The organism is Cupriavidus sp. 05T41 (assembly GCF_056396525.1).
In genome coordinates, this window is sequence record NZ_JBFTLQ010000001.1 from 204,887 (window position 1) to 219,099 (window position 14,213).

The 14,213-nt window shown below is 69.2% G+C and carries 11 protein-coding genes; 9 read left to right on the forward strand and 2 right to left on the reverse strand.

The genetic code is table 11. From position 1 onward, the window contains the following. Position 1: 1 nt before the first annotated feature. The 8 genes from AC1DKV_RS00925 (at position 2) to AC1DKV_RS00960 (ending at position 9,886) form a co-directional block, all read left to right on the forward strand. Positions 2-1,024, forward strand: a complete 1,023-nt coding sequence (locus AC1DKV_RS00925; protein WP_441643234.1) for a branched-chain amino acid ABC transporter permease — start codon at positions 2-4, stop codon at positions 1,022-1,024. A gap of 12 nt (positions 1,025-1,036) precedes the next feature. Continuing rightward, the gene (locus AC1DKV_RS00930) at positions 1,037-1,771 is read left to right on the forward strand and encodes an ABC transporter ATP-binding protein (protein WP_441614251.1); all 735 of its coding nucleotides are present in this window, start codon (positions 1,037-1,039) and stop codon (positions 1,769-1,771) included. After that, entirely contained in the window at positions 1,752-2,468 is a 717-nt protein-coding gene (locus AC1DKV_RS00935) for an ABC transporter ATP-binding protein (RefSeq protein ID WP_441614252.1), read from the forward strand. Before AC1DKV_RS00930 ends, AC1DKV_RS00935 begins: the two co-directional genes overlap by 20 nt. A 52-nt stretch (positions 2,469-2,520) precedes the next feature. Further along, positions 2,521-3,219 (forward strand): SDR family NAD(P)-dependent oxidoreductase, encoded by a 699-nt coding sequence (locus AC1DKV_RS00940; RefSeq protein ID WP_441614253.1) that lies wholly within the window; start codon positions 2,521-2,523, stop codon positions 3,217-3,219. A 471-nt stretch (positions 3,220-3,690) separates the two neighbouring features. Continuing rightward, complete coding sequence (locus AC1DKV_RS00945; protein ID WP_441614254.1) at positions 3,691-4,002, forward strand: hypothetical protein; 312 nt, start codon at positions 3,691-3,693, stop codon at positions 4,000-4,002. A 123-nt stretch (positions 4,003-4,125) separates the two neighbouring features. After that, complete coding sequence (locus tag AC1DKV_RS00950; protein WP_441614255.1) at positions 4,126-5,325, forward strand: efflux RND transporter periplasmic adaptor subunit; 1,200 nt, start codon at positions 4,126-4,128, stop codon at positions 5,323-5,325. Then, complete coding sequence (locus tag AC1DKV_RS00955) at positions 5,322-8,498, forward strand: efflux RND transporter permease subunit (protein WP_441614256.1); 3,177 nt, start codon at positions 5,322-5,324, stop codon at positions 8,496-8,498. The genes AC1DKV_RS00950 and AC1DKV_RS00955 overlap by 4 nt, the downstream gene beginning before the upstream one ends. Beyond that, complete coding sequence (locus AC1DKV_RS00960; RefSeq protein WP_441614257.1) at positions 8,495-9,886, forward strand: efflux transporter outer membrane subunit; 1,392 nt, start codon at positions 8,495-8,497, stop codon at positions 9,884-9,886. Before AC1DKV_RS00955 ends, AC1DKV_RS00960 begins: the two co-directional genes overlap by 4 nt. 64 nt (positions 9,887-9,950) lie before the next feature. Here AC1DKV_RS00960 and AC1DKV_RS00965 read toward each other — a convergent pair whose 3' ends face one another. Both AC1DKV_RS00965 and AC1DKV_RS00970 read right to left on the reverse strand, forming a co-directional pair. Beyond that, on the reverse strand, positions 9,951-11,168 hold the full coding sequence (locus AC1DKV_RS00965) for a CaiB/BaiF CoA transferase family protein (protein ID WP_441614258.1): 1,218 nt from the start codon (positions 11,166-11,168) through the stop codon (positions 9,951-9,953). 101 nt (positions 11,169-11,269) lie between these two features. After that, positions 11,270-12,229 (reverse strand): patatin-like phospholipase family protein, encoded by a 960-nt coding sequence (locus AC1DKV_RS00970; RefSeq protein WP_441614259.1) that lies wholly within the window; start codon positions 12,227-12,229, stop codon positions 11,270-11,272. Between the two features lie 177 nt (positions 12,230-12,406). On the opposite strand from AC1DKV_RS00970, the gene poxR reads away from it, so the two are divergent. After that, positions 12,407-14,113: a phenol degradation transcriptional regulator PoxR gene (gene poxR, locus AC1DKV_RS00975; protein WP_441614260.1), complete on the forward strand. Its 1,707-nt coding sequence runs from the start codon at positions 12,407-12,409 to the stop codon at positions 14,111-14,113. Positions 14,114-14,213 lie beyond the last annotated feature (100 nt).

Sequence of the window (14,213 nt, forward strand, 5' to 3'; positions counted from 1 at the left end):
TATGACGTCGTCAAGGACCAATATCAACCTGGTGCTGGGCATGCCGCTGCTGTGCGCAGCTGTCGTGCTGCCCCTGTTCGTCAAGGACAGCTACGCGCTGCACTCGCTCGTGATGGTGCTGTACTTCGCCTACATGGCGTCGGCATGGAACTTCGTGTGCGGCTATGTCGGGCAGCTTTCGCTCGGGCACTCGGTCTTCGCCGGGGGCGCCGGCTATGTCACCGTGCTGCTGTTCACCGGGCTGGGCGTGTCGCCCTGGCTCGGCATGCTCGCCGGCGGGCTGGCCGCGGCGCTGCTGTCCGTGTGCATCGGCTATCCGACCTTCAAGCTCAAGGGGCCGTATTTCACGCTGACCACGATCGCCTTCGCCGAGATCGTGCGCATCTGGATCGAGAACACCGACGAATTCCTCGGCATTCCGCTCAAGGGCGCGCAGGGCCTGGTGATTCCGCCGTCGGCGGGGGGCTGGGCGGTCTTCCAGTTCGATGGCAAGGTGCCTTACTACTACATCATCCTTGCCATGCTGGTGGCGATGCTGCTGGCCACCTACGCGCTGGAGCGCTCGCGCCTGGGCTACTACCTGAAGGCAATCCGCGGCGACGAGGCCGCGGCGCAGGCGGTGGGGGTCAGCACCACGAAGTACCCGCTGATCGCCCTGGCGATCAGCGCCTTCATGACCGGCCTCGGCGGCGCCTTCTACGCGCAGTTCTTCCGCTACATCAACCCGGAGCGGAACATGGGCCTGGACCTGTCGATCGACGCTGCGATCATGGCCATCGTCGGCGGGCAGGGCACCATCATCGGCCCGGTGCTGGGCGCCTTCGTGCTGCACCCGATCGCCGAGTTCACGCGGACCTATTTCGCCGGGCGCTTCCTCGGACTGCACCTGGTGATCTATGGCCTGGTGCTGATCGGCGCGGTGCTCTACTTTCCCAAGGGCATCATCGGCCCGCTCGAGCGCCTGCTGCAACCACGCGCCAGGCGGCGCGCGGCGGTGGACACGGCTGCCACGCGCAAGGTCTAGCGGGAGGACACCATGCAAAACCTACTTGAAGTGAAATCCATCTCGAAGCGCTTCGGCGGCCTGCAGGCGGTGAACCAGCTTTCGTTCACCGTCGGCAGCGGCGAGATCCTGGGCCTGCTCGGCCCCAACGGCGCCGGCAAGACCACGGCCTTCAACCTGATCGCGGGCTTCATCAAGGCGGACGAAGGCGAGATCCTGTTCGGGGGCAAGCAGATCCGCGGCTGCGAGCCTTACCAGATCTGCGCCAGCGGCATCGCGCGCACCTTCCAGTTGTCGAAGCCGTTCGGCGGGCTGAGCGCGCTGGAGAACGTCATGGTGGGCGGCTTCGCGCGGGGCGCCTCGCGCGCCAGGGTGCGCGACGAAGCCTACGCCTGCCTGGAGTTCCTGGGCCTGGCGCAGCGCGCGGACACCGATGCCAACGACCTGACCGCGTTCGACAAGCGCAAGCTCGAGCTTGGCCGCGCGCTGGCCACCAGCCCGCGCCTGCTGCTGATGGACGAGGTGGTTGCCGGCGCCACGCCGAACGAGGCGGGCGAGATGGTCGAACTGGTGCGCAAGGTGCGCGACCGCGGCATCACCGTACTGATCGTGGAGCATGTGATGAAGGTGATCATGGGCCTGTCGGACCGCGTCATCGTGATGGAGCAGGGACGGCTGATCGCCGACGGCGTGCCGGCGGAAGTGGTGAAGATGCCGCAGGTACTGAAGGCTTATTTTGGAGAGGGCTATGTCAGCGCCAGTGCTTGAAGTCAGCGATATCTGGTCCGGATACGGCGAGCAGCAGATCCTGCGCGGCGTCAGCATGTCGCTCGCGCCGCGCTCGATCACGGCGCTGATCGGCGCCAACGGTGCCGGCAAGACCACCTTCCTGCGCACGGTGTCGGGCCTGCTGCGCCGCAAGCGGGGCACGGTGCGCCTGAATGGCAAGGATATCGGCGGGCTGGCCCCGCACGAGGTGGTGCTGGAGGGCTTTGTCCAGTCGCCGGAGGGCAAGCAGTTGTTCCTCGGCATGTCGATCCTGGAGAACCTGCTGATCGGCGCCAGCAACGCGCGCGCGCGCCAGCGCCGCGCGCAGAGCCTGCGCGAAGTGTTCACGCTGTTCCCGATCCTGGAGGAGCGCCAGAAGCTGGCGGCCTCCACCTTGTCGGGCGGACAGCAGCAGATGCTGGCGGTGGGGCGCGCGCTGATGGCGATGCCCCGCGTGCTGGCGCTCGACGAGCCGTCGCTGGGGCTGGCGCCGATCATGGTCGACCGGCTGTTCGACAGCATCCGCCGCCTCAAGGAGCGCGACCTCGCCGTCCTGGTCATCGAGCAGAACGTCAACCAGGTGCTGGACATGGCGGACTACGGCTATGTGATCGAAAGCGGCACGATCGCGCTCGCGGGAACGGGCAGGGAACTGCTTGCCAACCCGCACCTGCGCGCAACCTATCTCGGCGTCTAGTGCAGGCGTCCAAGGGCTCGGCCCGATGCAAGACCAACAGGAGTCAGGAAAGATGGAACAAGCTGTAGCGGTAGTCACGGGGGGCGGCACCGGCATTGGCCGGGCCATTGCCGAAGAACTGAACGCGACGGGGATGCGCGTGGTCTGCCTCGGCATGGATGCCGATGCGGACCTGCCCGGCGGGCTGGCATTCCGCCAGCTCGACGTGACCTCGGCCGAGCACGCGCGGGCCGCCGTGGCGGACCTCGACGAGGTGGCGGTGCTGGTAAACGCCGCCGGCATCATCCGGCACGAGGGCAATGAATTCACGCCGGAAGGCTTCCGCGCCGTGGTCGACGTGAACCTGAACGGATCGCAGATCCTCAGCAGCGTGCTGCAGGAGCGCCTGGTGCGCGCCCGTGGCGCGGTGGTGAATATCGCGTCGATGTGGAGCTATTTCGGCTCGGCCAACAATCCGGCCTATGCCGCCAGCAAGGCCGGCATCCTGGGCCTGACGCGCTCGTACGCCGCCGCGCTGGCGCCGCACGGCGTGCGGGTCAACGCGGTCGCGCCGGGCTGGATCCGCACGCGCCTGTCGGCCGGCGCGCTCGACAATCCGGAGCGCAGCGCCGCCATCATGGCGCGGCTGCCGATGCGCCGCTGGGGCGTGCCGCGCGACGTGGCGCGCGTGGTGCGGTTCCTCTGCTCCGAGGACGCCCAGTATGTGACCGGGGTGATCCTGCCGGTGGATGGCGGCTTCGGCATCGCCTGACGCGCTTCGCTACCCTGGCGCCGCGTCCGTCGTGCTGGCGGACGCGGCGTGCGCTCACCGCCTGGCCAGTTGCCTGCCGCGCGCATGGCCGCACTTGCGGGCGGCCAGCGCCGCCGGCAGCGCGGCGAATTCGTGGATGGTCATCGGGCCCGGGCAGGCGGATGTCTCGCCTGATCTCGGGCACGGATTATCCGGAAACCCGCGGCGCCGAAAAACCTGCGTGCGCGCAAATCATCCTTGTGCGCCGGTCAAGAATGGCCGCCGGCCCCTGGCGCGTCCGCGCGGGGGGCGGCCGGCGCGCTGCCATTGTTGCAGCGAATTCAAGTCTCTTATGCCCGCGCGGCGGTTTTTCTCGCGCCACCGGCTCTCCATACTTCGTTGCACAGCGTGCGGCAGGCCCCAGCCGGGACACCCCGCCACGCATCGCGCTCATTGCGAGCGTCGATACACCGTAACGCCATGGAGATCATCATGAATGCCAGGACCCTCATCACCGCCGCCGCGCTCGCCGCCACTGTGTTCGCCGGCTCGGCGCAGGCCGCCTATGTGAACCACGTCGTCGACAGGGCGGCACGCAACACCGCCGTGCAGGGCGCGCTTGCCCGCGAGCGCGATGCCCGCGCCGACGGTGCCCATGCCCGTGTCGATCCCTACCTGGCCGGCGCGCGCATCGCCGGGCTCGACCGCAGCGGACCGTCGGCGGATCCGGCGCGCCAGCGCGACACCTTCACCGACGGCGCCCGCACCAAGGCCGATCCTTTCACCGACGGCGCGCGCGCGTAAGCCATCGCCACAGCGCGCATGCCGGCGCGCCGGGCGGGACGCCAGGCAGGGTCCCGCGCCGGCGGCAGCAACCGGCATGCCCCCGGATAGCCGGCGGGCACGGAAATGCGTACAGGAATCCCAATGAAACAGAATTTACGGACCCGGCGCCTGGCGCGGGCGGCCGTGCTTGTTGCGCTGCCGCTGGCGGCCCTGGCACTGATGTCGGGCTGCCGGTCGGAAGATGTCGGCAAGCCCGCGCGGCAGACCGTGACGGTGAGCAAGCCCGCCGCGCGCGAGGTGCAGGACGTGGACACCTACACGGGCCGCTTCGAGGCTACCGACGCGGTGGAAGTGCGCTCGCGCGTCAGCGGCTATCTCGAGAAGATCGCCTTCCAGGACGGGGCCTTCGTCAAGAAGGGCGACCTCCTCTTCGTGATCGATCCCCGTCCCTTCCAGGCTGCCGTCATGGAGGCCGAGGGGGCGCTGGCAAAGGCGCGCTCGCAGCTGGCCCTGAGCGAGCAGGAGTTCGAGCGCGCCAACGTGCTGATCGGGACCAATACGATCGCCAGGAGCCTGTTCGACCAGCGCAAGCAGGCGGTACAGGGCGCGCGCGCCGAAGTCACCAGCGCGCAGGGCACGCTTGCCCGGGCCAGGCTGGAGCTTTCCTTCACGCGCATCGCCGCGCCGATGTCGGGCCGGATCAGCCGCAAGCAGGTCAGCGAAGGGAACCTGGTGCGGGGCGGCGACAGCGCGGCAACCGTGCTGACCAGCATCGTCTCGCAGGATCCGATCGACATCTATTTCGATGTGGACGAGCAGAGCTACCTGAGGTACGTCCGCGCGACGGCGGCAGGCGGGCAGGGTGGCGGCGCGGGGGCGGGCAGGGAGGTCACGATCTCCCTGCCCGGCGATGCGCAGCCCACGCTCGCCGGCAAGATGAACTTCGTGGAGAACCGTCTGGACAGTTCGACCGGCACGCTCAGGCAACGCGCCAGGGTGCCCAACCCGGACCTGGCGCTGAGCCCCGGGCAGTTCGGCCGCGTGCATCTCGCCAGCACCACGCCCCATGCCGCGCTGCTGGTCCCCGACGCCGCCGTCGCCACCGACGCCACGCGTCGCGTGCTCTATCTCGTCAAGCCAGACCAGACCGTGGAAGTGCGCGCGGTGACGCTGGGCAAGCTGTTCGGCAATCTGCGGGAGATCGCCTCGGGCCTGCAGGCCAGCGACAACGTCATCGTGGAAGGCTTCCAGCGCGTGCGCGCCGGGGAAGCCGTCACGCCCAGGGCGCGGGCCGCGGAGTCCAGGCTGGCGCAGCAAGGCAAGCCGGAGGCCACGCCATGAATATCGGCCGCATATCCGTGGAGCAGCCGGTGCTTGCCATCGTGCTGTCCATCGTCCTGACCATCGTGGGCGGCCTGGCGTATTTCTCGCTGGCCGTGTCCGAGTACCCGGAGATCGCGCCGCCCACCGTGGTGATCCAGGCCAGCTATCCCGGCGCCTCGGCCGAGACGGTATCGCAGACCGTGTCGACGCCGATCGAGCTGGAGGTCAACGGCGTGGAGGACATGATCTACATGTACAGCCAGGCCACCTCCGACGGTGGCCTGAACATCACCGTCACGTTCAAGCCCGGCACCGATGTCGACAAGGCCCAGGTGCTGGTGCAGAACCGCGTAGCGCTGGCCACCCCGCGGCTGCCGGAGCCGGTGCAGCGCAGCGGGGTCTCGGTGCGCAAGTCGTCGCCGACCCAGCTGGCCACCATCTTCCTGTATTCGCCGGACAAGAGCTACGACCAGCTCTACGTCTCGAACTACGCCATCCGCAACGTGGCCGACGCCCTCAAGCGCATCGACGGCGTGGGCGATATCAACCCGCTGGGCGCGCGCGAATACGCGATGCGCATCTGGCTCGATCCCGAGCGCGTGGCTTCGTTCAGCCTGGCCCCGGGCGACGTGATCGCGGCGGTTCGCGCGCAGAACACCCAGGTGGCGGGCGGCGTGGTCGCGCAGCCGCCGATCAGTGCCCAGGCCTTCCAGCCCAACCTGATCTTCGAGGGGCGGCTCAAGGAGCCGGCCGATTTCAGCAATATCATCGTCAAGCAGGGCGCGGACGGCCGCATTGTCCGCCTCAAGGACGTGGCGCGCGTGGAAGTAGGCGCGCTCGCCTATGCCACGGACAGCTATATGCTGCGCAATCCCACCATTGCCCTGCAGGTGCTGCAGCGGCCGGGGGCCAACGCGGTCGCCACCATGGCCGCGGTCGAGAAGACCATGGCCCGCCTGGGCAAGGACTTTCCCAAGGGCATCGTCTACAACATCGGCTACAACCCGACCGAGTTCATCGGCGACAGCATCGACGAACTGGTCAAGACCATCTACGAAGCCGTGGTGCTGGTCGTGCTGGTGGTGCTGGTCTTCCTGCAAGGGTGGCGCGCGTCCATCATCCCCATCCTCGCCATCCCGGTGTCGCTGGTGGGGACCTTCGCGGTGATGGCGATGCTGGGCTACTCGATCAACAACCTCACGCTGTTCGGGCTGGTGCTGGCGGTGGGCATCGTGGTGGACAACGCCATCGTCGTGGTGGAGAACGTCGAGCGCCATCTCGCCGGCGGGGCCAGCCCGCGCGATGCCACGCTGCTGACCATGAAGGAAGTGGGCGGCGCCCTGTTCGCCATCACGCTGGTGCTGTGCGCGGTGTTCGTGCCGACCGCCTTTATCAGCGGCATCTCGGGGCAGTTCTTCCGGCAGTTCGGGGTGACCATCGCCGTTTCCACCGCGATCTCGTTCTTCAGCTCCATCACCCTCGCGCCGGCGCTGGCCGCTTCGATCCTCAAGCGGCACCAGCACGGCGAGCCGGCCACGGACGCCACCGGCCTGCGCGGGCGCATGCGGCGCCTGGCGGCGGCATTCAACCGGGGCTTCGAGCGTCTTGCGCAGGCGTACGGCAGGCTGGTGCGCCGCGTCGTGGCGGCGATGCCGGCAATGCTCGGGCTCTACGTGCTGCTGATCGGGGCGACGCTGTACCTGCTGGCATCGACGCCGAAGGGCTTTATCCCGCAGCAGGACCGCGGCTACCTGGTGGTCCTGGTGCGGATGCCCGATGGCGCCACGCTGGAACGCACCAGTGCCGTGGCCCGCAAGATAGAGGACATCGCCCTGCAGGTGCCGGGCGTGGCGCGGGTGCCGGTATTCTCCGGCGTCTCGGCCGCCACCGGCACCAACTCCGCGAGCAATGCCGGCCTGTTCCCCGTGTTCAAGCCGTGGGCCGAGCGCAAGCCGCTGGGCCTTACCATCGACAAGATCGCCGCGGACCTGCGCGGCCGGCTGGCGGGCATCACCGAAGCCTCGATCGTGGTGGCCATGCCGCCGCCGGTGCAGGGTCTGGGCAGCACGGGCGGTTTCTCCATGCGCCTGGAGGACCGCGGCGGGCTGGGCACGGCGGCGCTGGCGAAGGCCACCGAAGACCTGGTCGCAGCGGCCGGCAAGACGCCAGGCATGGTCGGCGTCTACTCGCCGTACTCTGCCGCCACGCCGCAAGTCTTCGTCGAGCTGGACCGCGAGAAGGCGGAAATGCTGGGCGTGCCAAGCAAGGAGATCAACGACGCGGTGGAAACCTATTTCGGCTCCACGTATATCAACGACTTCAACATCCTCGGGCGCACCTATCGCGTCACGGCGCAGGCCGACCTGCCGTTCCGCGTCACCGCCGAGGACCTGGCGCGCCTGAAGGTGCGCAACAAGGATGGAAACATGGTGCCAGTGGGCAGCGTGACGCGCATCGAGCAACGGCCCGGGGTGGACCGGGCGCCGCGCTACAACCTCTATCCCGCCACCGAGATCAGCGGCGATACCGAGCCCGGGCTCGGCTCCGGGTTCGCGATCCGGACCATGGAAAGGCTGGCCGGCGAAGTGCTGCCGCCGGGCATCGCCTTCGAATGGACCGACCTGTCCTATCAGCAGAGCACGGCGGGGAACTCGGGCCTGCTGGTCTTCCCGCTGTGCGTGCTGCTGGTCTACCTGGTGCTTGCCGCGCAGTACGGCAGCTGGAGCCTGCCGGTGTCGATCCTGCTGATCGTGCCGATGTGCCTGCTGGCGGCGTCGCTCGGGGTGAAGGGCATGGGACAGGACATCAACATCCTCACGCAGATCGGCTTTATCGTGCTGGTGGGGCTGGCGGCGAAGAACGCGATCCTGATCGTGGAGGTCGCGCGGCAGCTCGAGGCGCAGGGCGTGGCCCTGGTCGAGGCGGTGGTGGAGGCATGCCAGCAACGGCTGCGCCCGATCATCATGACCTCGCTCGCCTTTATCCTGGGGGTGCTGCCGCTGATCCTCTCCGAGGGCGCGGGCGCCGAGATGCGCCAGGCCGTGGGCGCCGCCGTCTTCTTCGGCATGATCGGCGTCACCTTGTTCGGCCTGGTCTTCACGCCGGTGTTCTATGTCGGCATCCGCAAGCTGGTGACGCGACGAAGGGGAGCGCACGCCGCGACGCTGGCATTGCCGGAGGTGACGCAATGAACGCCGTTCGCCTGATTCCTGCTTTGCTGGCCGCCGTCGCGTTGCTGGGCGCCTGCGCCGGCGCGCCGCCCGCGGCACCCACGCCGCTGCCGCTGGCGGATGGCTATGCCAATGCCTCCCTGGCCAGCGACGCGGCGGTGCCCGATCTGTCCGGCTGGTGGAAGGGCTTTCGCGATCCCGTGCTGGACAAGCTGGTCGATGCCGCGCTGGCCGAGAACCTGGACCTGAAGACGGCGGTCGCCCGCATCGACGCGGCCCGCGCCTTGCGGGCCGGCACCGCCGCGCAGGGGCTGCCGGAAGTCAGCCTGGGTATCGACACCGCGCGGCGGCGGCTGCCGGCCGCGCAATCCCCCTCGGGGGTGCCGGTCACCGCCAACGCATTCGGGGCAGGCCTCGAAGCTTCCTGGGAAGTCGATGTCTTTGGCCGTATCCGGCAAGGCGTGGCCGCGGCCGAGGCCGACGTGAGGTCGGCGCAGGAGGACGCCCGGGCGGTCGGGATCGCGGTGACGGCCGAGGTCGTGCAGACCTATCTCGCCGCGCGCAGCCTCGAGTACCGGCTGACGCTGGTCAGCGAGAATGCGCGCAACCAGTCGGAGACGGAAAAGCTGACGCGCCTGATGTTCGACGCCGGCGCGCTGCCGGTGGCGGACGTCGATCGCGCGCAAGCCCAGGCGCAGACCACGCTCGCCCAGTTGCCGCTGCTCGAGCTGGAGCGGCAGAACGCGCTGCACCGCTTGTCCATCCTGGTGGCGGCCACGCCCGCGGAGGTCTACCAGCAGATGGAGCCGCTCGCGGCGCGCCCGCGCTGGACACCGCCCGCGGGCATCGGGACGCCGGCCGAGCTGCTGCGCCGGCGTCCCGATATCAGGGCGGCCGAGGCCCGGGTGGTCGCCGCCTATGCGCGCGTCGGCGTGGCGCAAGCCGAGCTGATGCCGCACCTGCAACTGGCCGGCGCGATCGGCGCCGTGGCGGACGGGTTCTCCGGCGCGGGGCTGGCGCGCTCAATTGCATGGATGCTGGGGGCCGGCGCCAGCGCGCCCGTGTTTGACGGCAACCGCCGCCGCAGCGTGGTGACGCTGCGGCGCGCCGAAGCGGAGCAGGCGCTCTATGCCTATCGCGCCGCGGTGCTGAGGGCGGTCGCCGAGGTCGAGAGCGCGGTGGCGGCGTCCGCGCGCAGCCGGGACCGGGTTGCCAGGCTGGCAAGCGCGACTTCCAGTGCCCGCGCTGCCTATGAGCAGATCGATCGTTCCTGGCGGGCGGGCGAGACGCCCTTTATCGATACCCTGCAGGTGCAGCGCACGCTGCTGGAGGCCGAAGACGCGCTGTGCGTGGCGCAGACGGTGGAACTGCAGAGCCAGGCCGGTCTTGTCACGGCCCTGGGGCAATAAGAACGGTCGGCGGGGCCGGATCACCGCTCCGCATGGGGCGGTGATGGCCGCGGGGCGGCAAGACCTACAATACCCCGCGCTCCTTCAGGCCCTTCACTTCCGCCTCGCTCAGGCCCAGCTCCGCCCGGAGCGCGCCCTCGGTATGTTCTCCGAGCATCGGCGGCGCCTTCACCACCACCGGCGTGGCTGAAAACCGCAGCGGGCTGCGCAGGCTCGGCGCCGTGACGCCGCGCCCGTGCGGCAGGTGCATCAGCAGGTCGCGGTGCCTGACCTGCTCATCCTCGAAGACCGCGTCGAGCTGGTTGATCGGGCCGCCGGGCACGCCGGCGCGCTCCAGGGCTGCGAGCAGATCCGCGCTTTGCCATTCGGCGATGCGCGCGCCGATGATCTCGCGCAGGGCGTCGCGGTTGTCGACGCGGCCCATGTTCTGCACGAAGCGCTCGTCGGTGGCGACCTCGGCACAGCCGAGCAGCTTGCACAAGGCGGCGAACTGCCCGTTGTTCCCGGCGGCGACGATCAGGTGGCCGTCGCGGCAGGGGAAGACCTCGGAGGGCGAGGCCACGGGGTTGGTGTTGCCGGCGCGGCGCGGCAGATTGCCGGTCATCTGGTAGCCGAGCGCGAGGTGGCCGTTGGCGGCGACCGAGGCGTCCAGCATGGCGGCGTCGATGTACTGGCCTTCGCCGGTGGCCTGGCGGTGGTAGAGCGCGCCGAGCAGGGCGACCGAGGCGTACAGCCCGGTGAGGATGTCGGTGATGGGGATGGCGGTGCGCATGGGCGCGCCGCCCGGGCTGCCGTCGGGCTGGCCGCAGGTGCTCATCAGGCCGGCCATGCCTTGCAGGATGAAGTCATAGGCCGGGCGCGCGCTGTAGGGGCCGTCCGGGCCGAAGCCGGTGACCGAGCAATAGATGATGTCGCGGCGCAGCGCGCGGATGGATTCGTAGTCGAGCCCGTATTTCTTCAGGCTGCCGGCTTTGTAGTTCTCCACCACCACGTCGCAGCGCGCGGCCAGCTGGCGCACCAGCTCGGCGCCCTCGGGCTGGGAGATATCGATGGTGACGGACTGCTTGCCGCGATTGCCGGCGAGGAAGAAGGCGGAGTCGTTGGTGACGTTGCCGTCGGCGTCGGTCAGGAAGGGCCCCAGCTTGCGGGTATCGTCGCCGTCGCCGGGCTTCTCTATCTTGTAGACGGTGGCGCCCATGTCGGCCAGGTTCTGCGTGGCCCAGGGACCGGCCACCACGCGCGTCAGGTCCAGTACCTTGATGCCTTCCAGGATTGCGCTCATGTACGTGCCAGCCAAATAAGGAGATCCGGCATCATTGGCCGGATCCGGGGTTCATGCAATTCGCCAATGCCAAAGCCGGATTACGGCGCGGCCAAAGCGTGCTAGTGGGCGGCGTGGGGCTTGTGCTCGCCAGCGTGGCCGTGGTCGGCCTCGTGCACATGCATTGCCGCCGCCTGGTTGGGGTCGAAATCGCAGCTCGGGTTGTCCGCGTCGTGCGAGTGCGGGTGCAGCGCGCCGGGGATGTGCCGGTTGTTGAGGCCGTCGGCATTGAGCCAGGCGAGCGTGGCGGCCGCGGCGCGGTCGATCAGCGTGCCGCACTGCGTATAGTCGTACGGGGAAACATCGAGCGGGCACAGCGGCGGCACCACCGAGATATGCGCCCGGTCGGCCCAGCGCTCGAGGTCCTGCACCAGTTGGCGCGCCACCAGCAGCGACAGCGCATTGAAGGCATGGTCGATGGGGCCGCGCGGCTCGCGCCTGGCCGCGCAGGCAAAGCCGGCCGGCAGCACCACCACGCGCGTGGCGCCAAGCCGGATGGCGGTGGAGACCGGGGTGTTGTTGGCCACGCCGCCGTCGATCAGCGTGCGCCCGCCCAGCGCCACCGGCGGGAACACGCCGGGGATGGCGGCGCTGGCCAGCACCGCCTGCACCAGGCTGCCGGAGGAGAGCACCACCTCCGCGCCGCTCTGCATATCGGTGGCGACCACATAGAGCGGGACTTCGGCTCGCTCCAGCGGCATGTCGCCGAAGTGGTGCGACAGCAGGCGCCGCAGCGCGGCGGATTCCACCAGGTGGCCGCGCTGCCCGCGCAGCATGCCGAACAGGCTGCGCCACGACCACGGCATCACCTCGGCGCGGCGCAGGCTGCGCCAGATCGATTCCAGTTTCGCGGTGCCGGCGGTGTGGGGGTTGCAGGCGTAGTAGGCGCCGTTGATGGCGCCGGCCGACGCGCCGATGACCATGTCCGGCTTGACGCCCCAGGCCACCAGTTCACGCAGCATGCCGGCTTCGATCGCGCCGAGGCTGCCTCCCCCGGCGAAGACAAATGCGGTTTTTTCCATGGTTCGTGGTGCAGAGCAACAGCGCTAGAAGAATCCTGACAAGGACAGCATAGGCGACATTGGGCCGGCTTGACAGGCGTTGGACGCGCGAGGGTGCGCCTATGGCACATAATGTGCATACAGTGCCAGAAAAAGCACGAGCGCGCCTGCTTTTCCGGGCCGACAAGAGAGGAGACGATGAGTAGTTCAACCGACAAATTCTCGGCCACCATGCGCGATGGCCTGGCCAATCTTGCGCGGCGCCTGCGCTTTGTGATGGAGGAGGGCTCCATCTGGCTCGACGAACAGCGCATGATCCTGCTGCATACCGCCGCACTGGGCGCGCTGCGCAAGGAGTTGGTGGATACCCTCGGCATGGAGCGGGCGCGCGGCCTGTTCATGCGCATGGGTTTCCATTCCGGCATGCGCGACGCCGAGCTGGCCAAGAAGATGCGACCCAACGAGAGCGACTTCGGCCTGCTCGAGATCGGTCCCTGCCTGCATACCATCGAAGGCGTGGTGCGGGTGACGCCGGTCAAGGTGGACATCGACATCGCCGCCGGCATCTACGATGGCGAATTCCTGTGGGAAGACTCCTTCGAGGGCGACGTGCACCGCCAGCTGTTCGGCGTCGTCGACGCGCCCGCCTGCTGGATGCAGATCGGATACGCCACCGGCTATACCTCGGCGCTGATGGGCCGCACCATCCTCTACCGGGAGGTGGAGTGCATCGCCTGCGGGCATGCGCATTGCCGCATCATCGGCAAGCCGCTGGAGGCATGGGAGGACGGCGCCGAAGTGCTGGCCCTGTACCAGCCCGACCCGGTGATCGAGACCATCCTGGAGCTGCAAAGCGAGGTCGAGCACCTGCGCGCGCTCCAGCGCAACAACGGCAAGCCCGCCGACCTGGTGGGCTGCTCGCCCGAGTTCCGCGCCGCCTGGGGCCTGCTGCAGCGCGCCGCCGCCAGCAACGTGACCGTGCTCCTGCTGGGCGAGACCGGGGTCGGCAAGGAGCGCTTCGCGCAGGCGCTGCACGGCGTGAGCGCACGCGCGGACAAGCCCTTCGTGGCGGTCAACTGCGCGGCCATCCCCGACGAGCTGATCGAGTCCGAGCTGTTCGGCGTGGAGAAGGGCGCCTTCACCGGCGCGCACCAGTCGCGCCCGGGCCGCTTCGAGCGGGCGCATGGCGGCACCCTGTTCCTGGACGAGCTGGGCGAGCTGTCGCTGCCGGCGCAGTCCAAGCTGCTGCGCGTGCTGCAGGAGGGCGAGCTGGAGCGCGTGGGCGGCACCGAAGCGCGCCGCGTGGATGTGCGGCTGGTGGCCGCCACCAACGTGGACCTGGCCGAGGCGGTCAAGGCCGGCACCTTCCGCAAGGACCTGTATTACCGCCTCAACGTCTATCCCGTCACGATCCCGCCGCTGCGCGAGCGGCTCGACGACATCCGCCTGCTGGTGGAGCGCTTCGTGGCACGCTATGGCGCGCGCCACGGCAAGAAGATCGTCGGCATCACCGACCGCGCGCTGGCCGAGCTGCGCCGCTACGACTGGCCCGGCAATGTGCGCGAGCTGGAGAACGTGATCGAGCGCGGGGTCATCCTGGCCAGCAACGGCGGCCTGATCTCGGCCGACCACCTGTTCCTGCCCGCCAGCGCGCCGGCCGCCATGGACACGGCGCCGCGGCTCGGCGCGGGCGGCACCCTGCCGGCCTTGCGCGAAGCGGCCGTGCACGGCTTGCTGGACCATATGGCCGAGCAGCAGCTGGCGCTGGGCGACGTGGAAACGGTGCTGATGGAGGCGGCCATGGAGCGGGCCAACGGCAATATGAGCCAGGCCGCGCGCCTGCTGGGCATTACCCGGCCGCAGCTGGCCTACCGCTGGAAGAACCGGGGCAGCCGCGGCGCCTGAGCGCCCGATCTCCTGGCCGCCCCGCGAAAACGCTCGCCAGGCAGCGTTTCACCATTTGATGCACTCCCCCGAACGGCGCGGCCAGGCCGCCAGCGCGGCC

What these genes read in the sequence shown, in the direction of transcription:
- AC1DKV_RS00940 (WP_441614253.1), top strand. Translation starts at nt 2,521, where the DNA reads ATGGAACAAGCTGTAGCGGTAGTCACGGGGGGCGGCACCGGCATTGGC.
- AC1DKV_RS00945 (WP_441614254.1), top strand. Translation starts at nt 3,691, where the DNA reads ATGAATGCCAGGACCCTCATCACCGCCGCCGCGCTCGCCGCCACTGTG.
- AC1DKV_RS00950 (WP_441614255.1), top strand. Translation starts at nt 4,126, where the DNA reads ATGAAACAGAATTTACGGACCCGGCGCCTGGCGCGGGCGGCCGTGCTT.
- AC1DKV_RS00925 (WP_441643234.1), top strand. Translation starts at nt 2, where the DNA reads ATGACGTCGTCAAGGACCAATATCAACCTGGTGCTGGGCATGCCGCTG.
- poxR (WP_441614260.1), top strand. Translation starts at nt 12,407, where the DNA reads ATGAGTAGTTCAACCGACAAATTCTCGGCCACCATGCGCGATGGCCTG.
- AC1DKV_RS00930 (WP_441614251.1), top strand. Translation starts at nt 1,037, where the DNA reads ATGCAAAACCTACTTGAAGTGAAATCCATCTCGAAGCGCTTCGGCGGC.
- AC1DKV_RS00965 (WP_441614258.1), bottom strand. Translation starts at nt 11,168, where the DNA reads ATGAGCGCAATCCTGGAAGGCATCAAGGTACTGGACCTGACGCGCGTG.
- AC1DKV_RS00960 (WP_441614257.1), top strand. Translation starts at nt 8,495, where the DNA reads ATGAACGCCGTTCGCCTGATTCCTGCTTTGCTGGCCGCCGTCGCGTTG.
- AC1DKV_RS00970 (WP_441614259.1), bottom strand. Translation starts at nt 12,229, where the DNA reads ATGGAAAAAACCGCATTTGTCTTCGCCGGGGGAGGCAGCCTCGGCGCG.
- AC1DKV_RS00935 (WP_441614252.1), top strand. Translation starts at nt 1,752, where the DNA reads ATGTCAGCGCCAGTGCTTGAAGTCAGCGATATCTGGTCCGGATACGGC.
- AC1DKV_RS00955 (WP_441614256.1), top strand. Translation starts at nt 5,322, where the DNA reads ATGAATATCGGCCGCATATCCGTGGAGCAGCCGGTGCTTGCCATCGTG.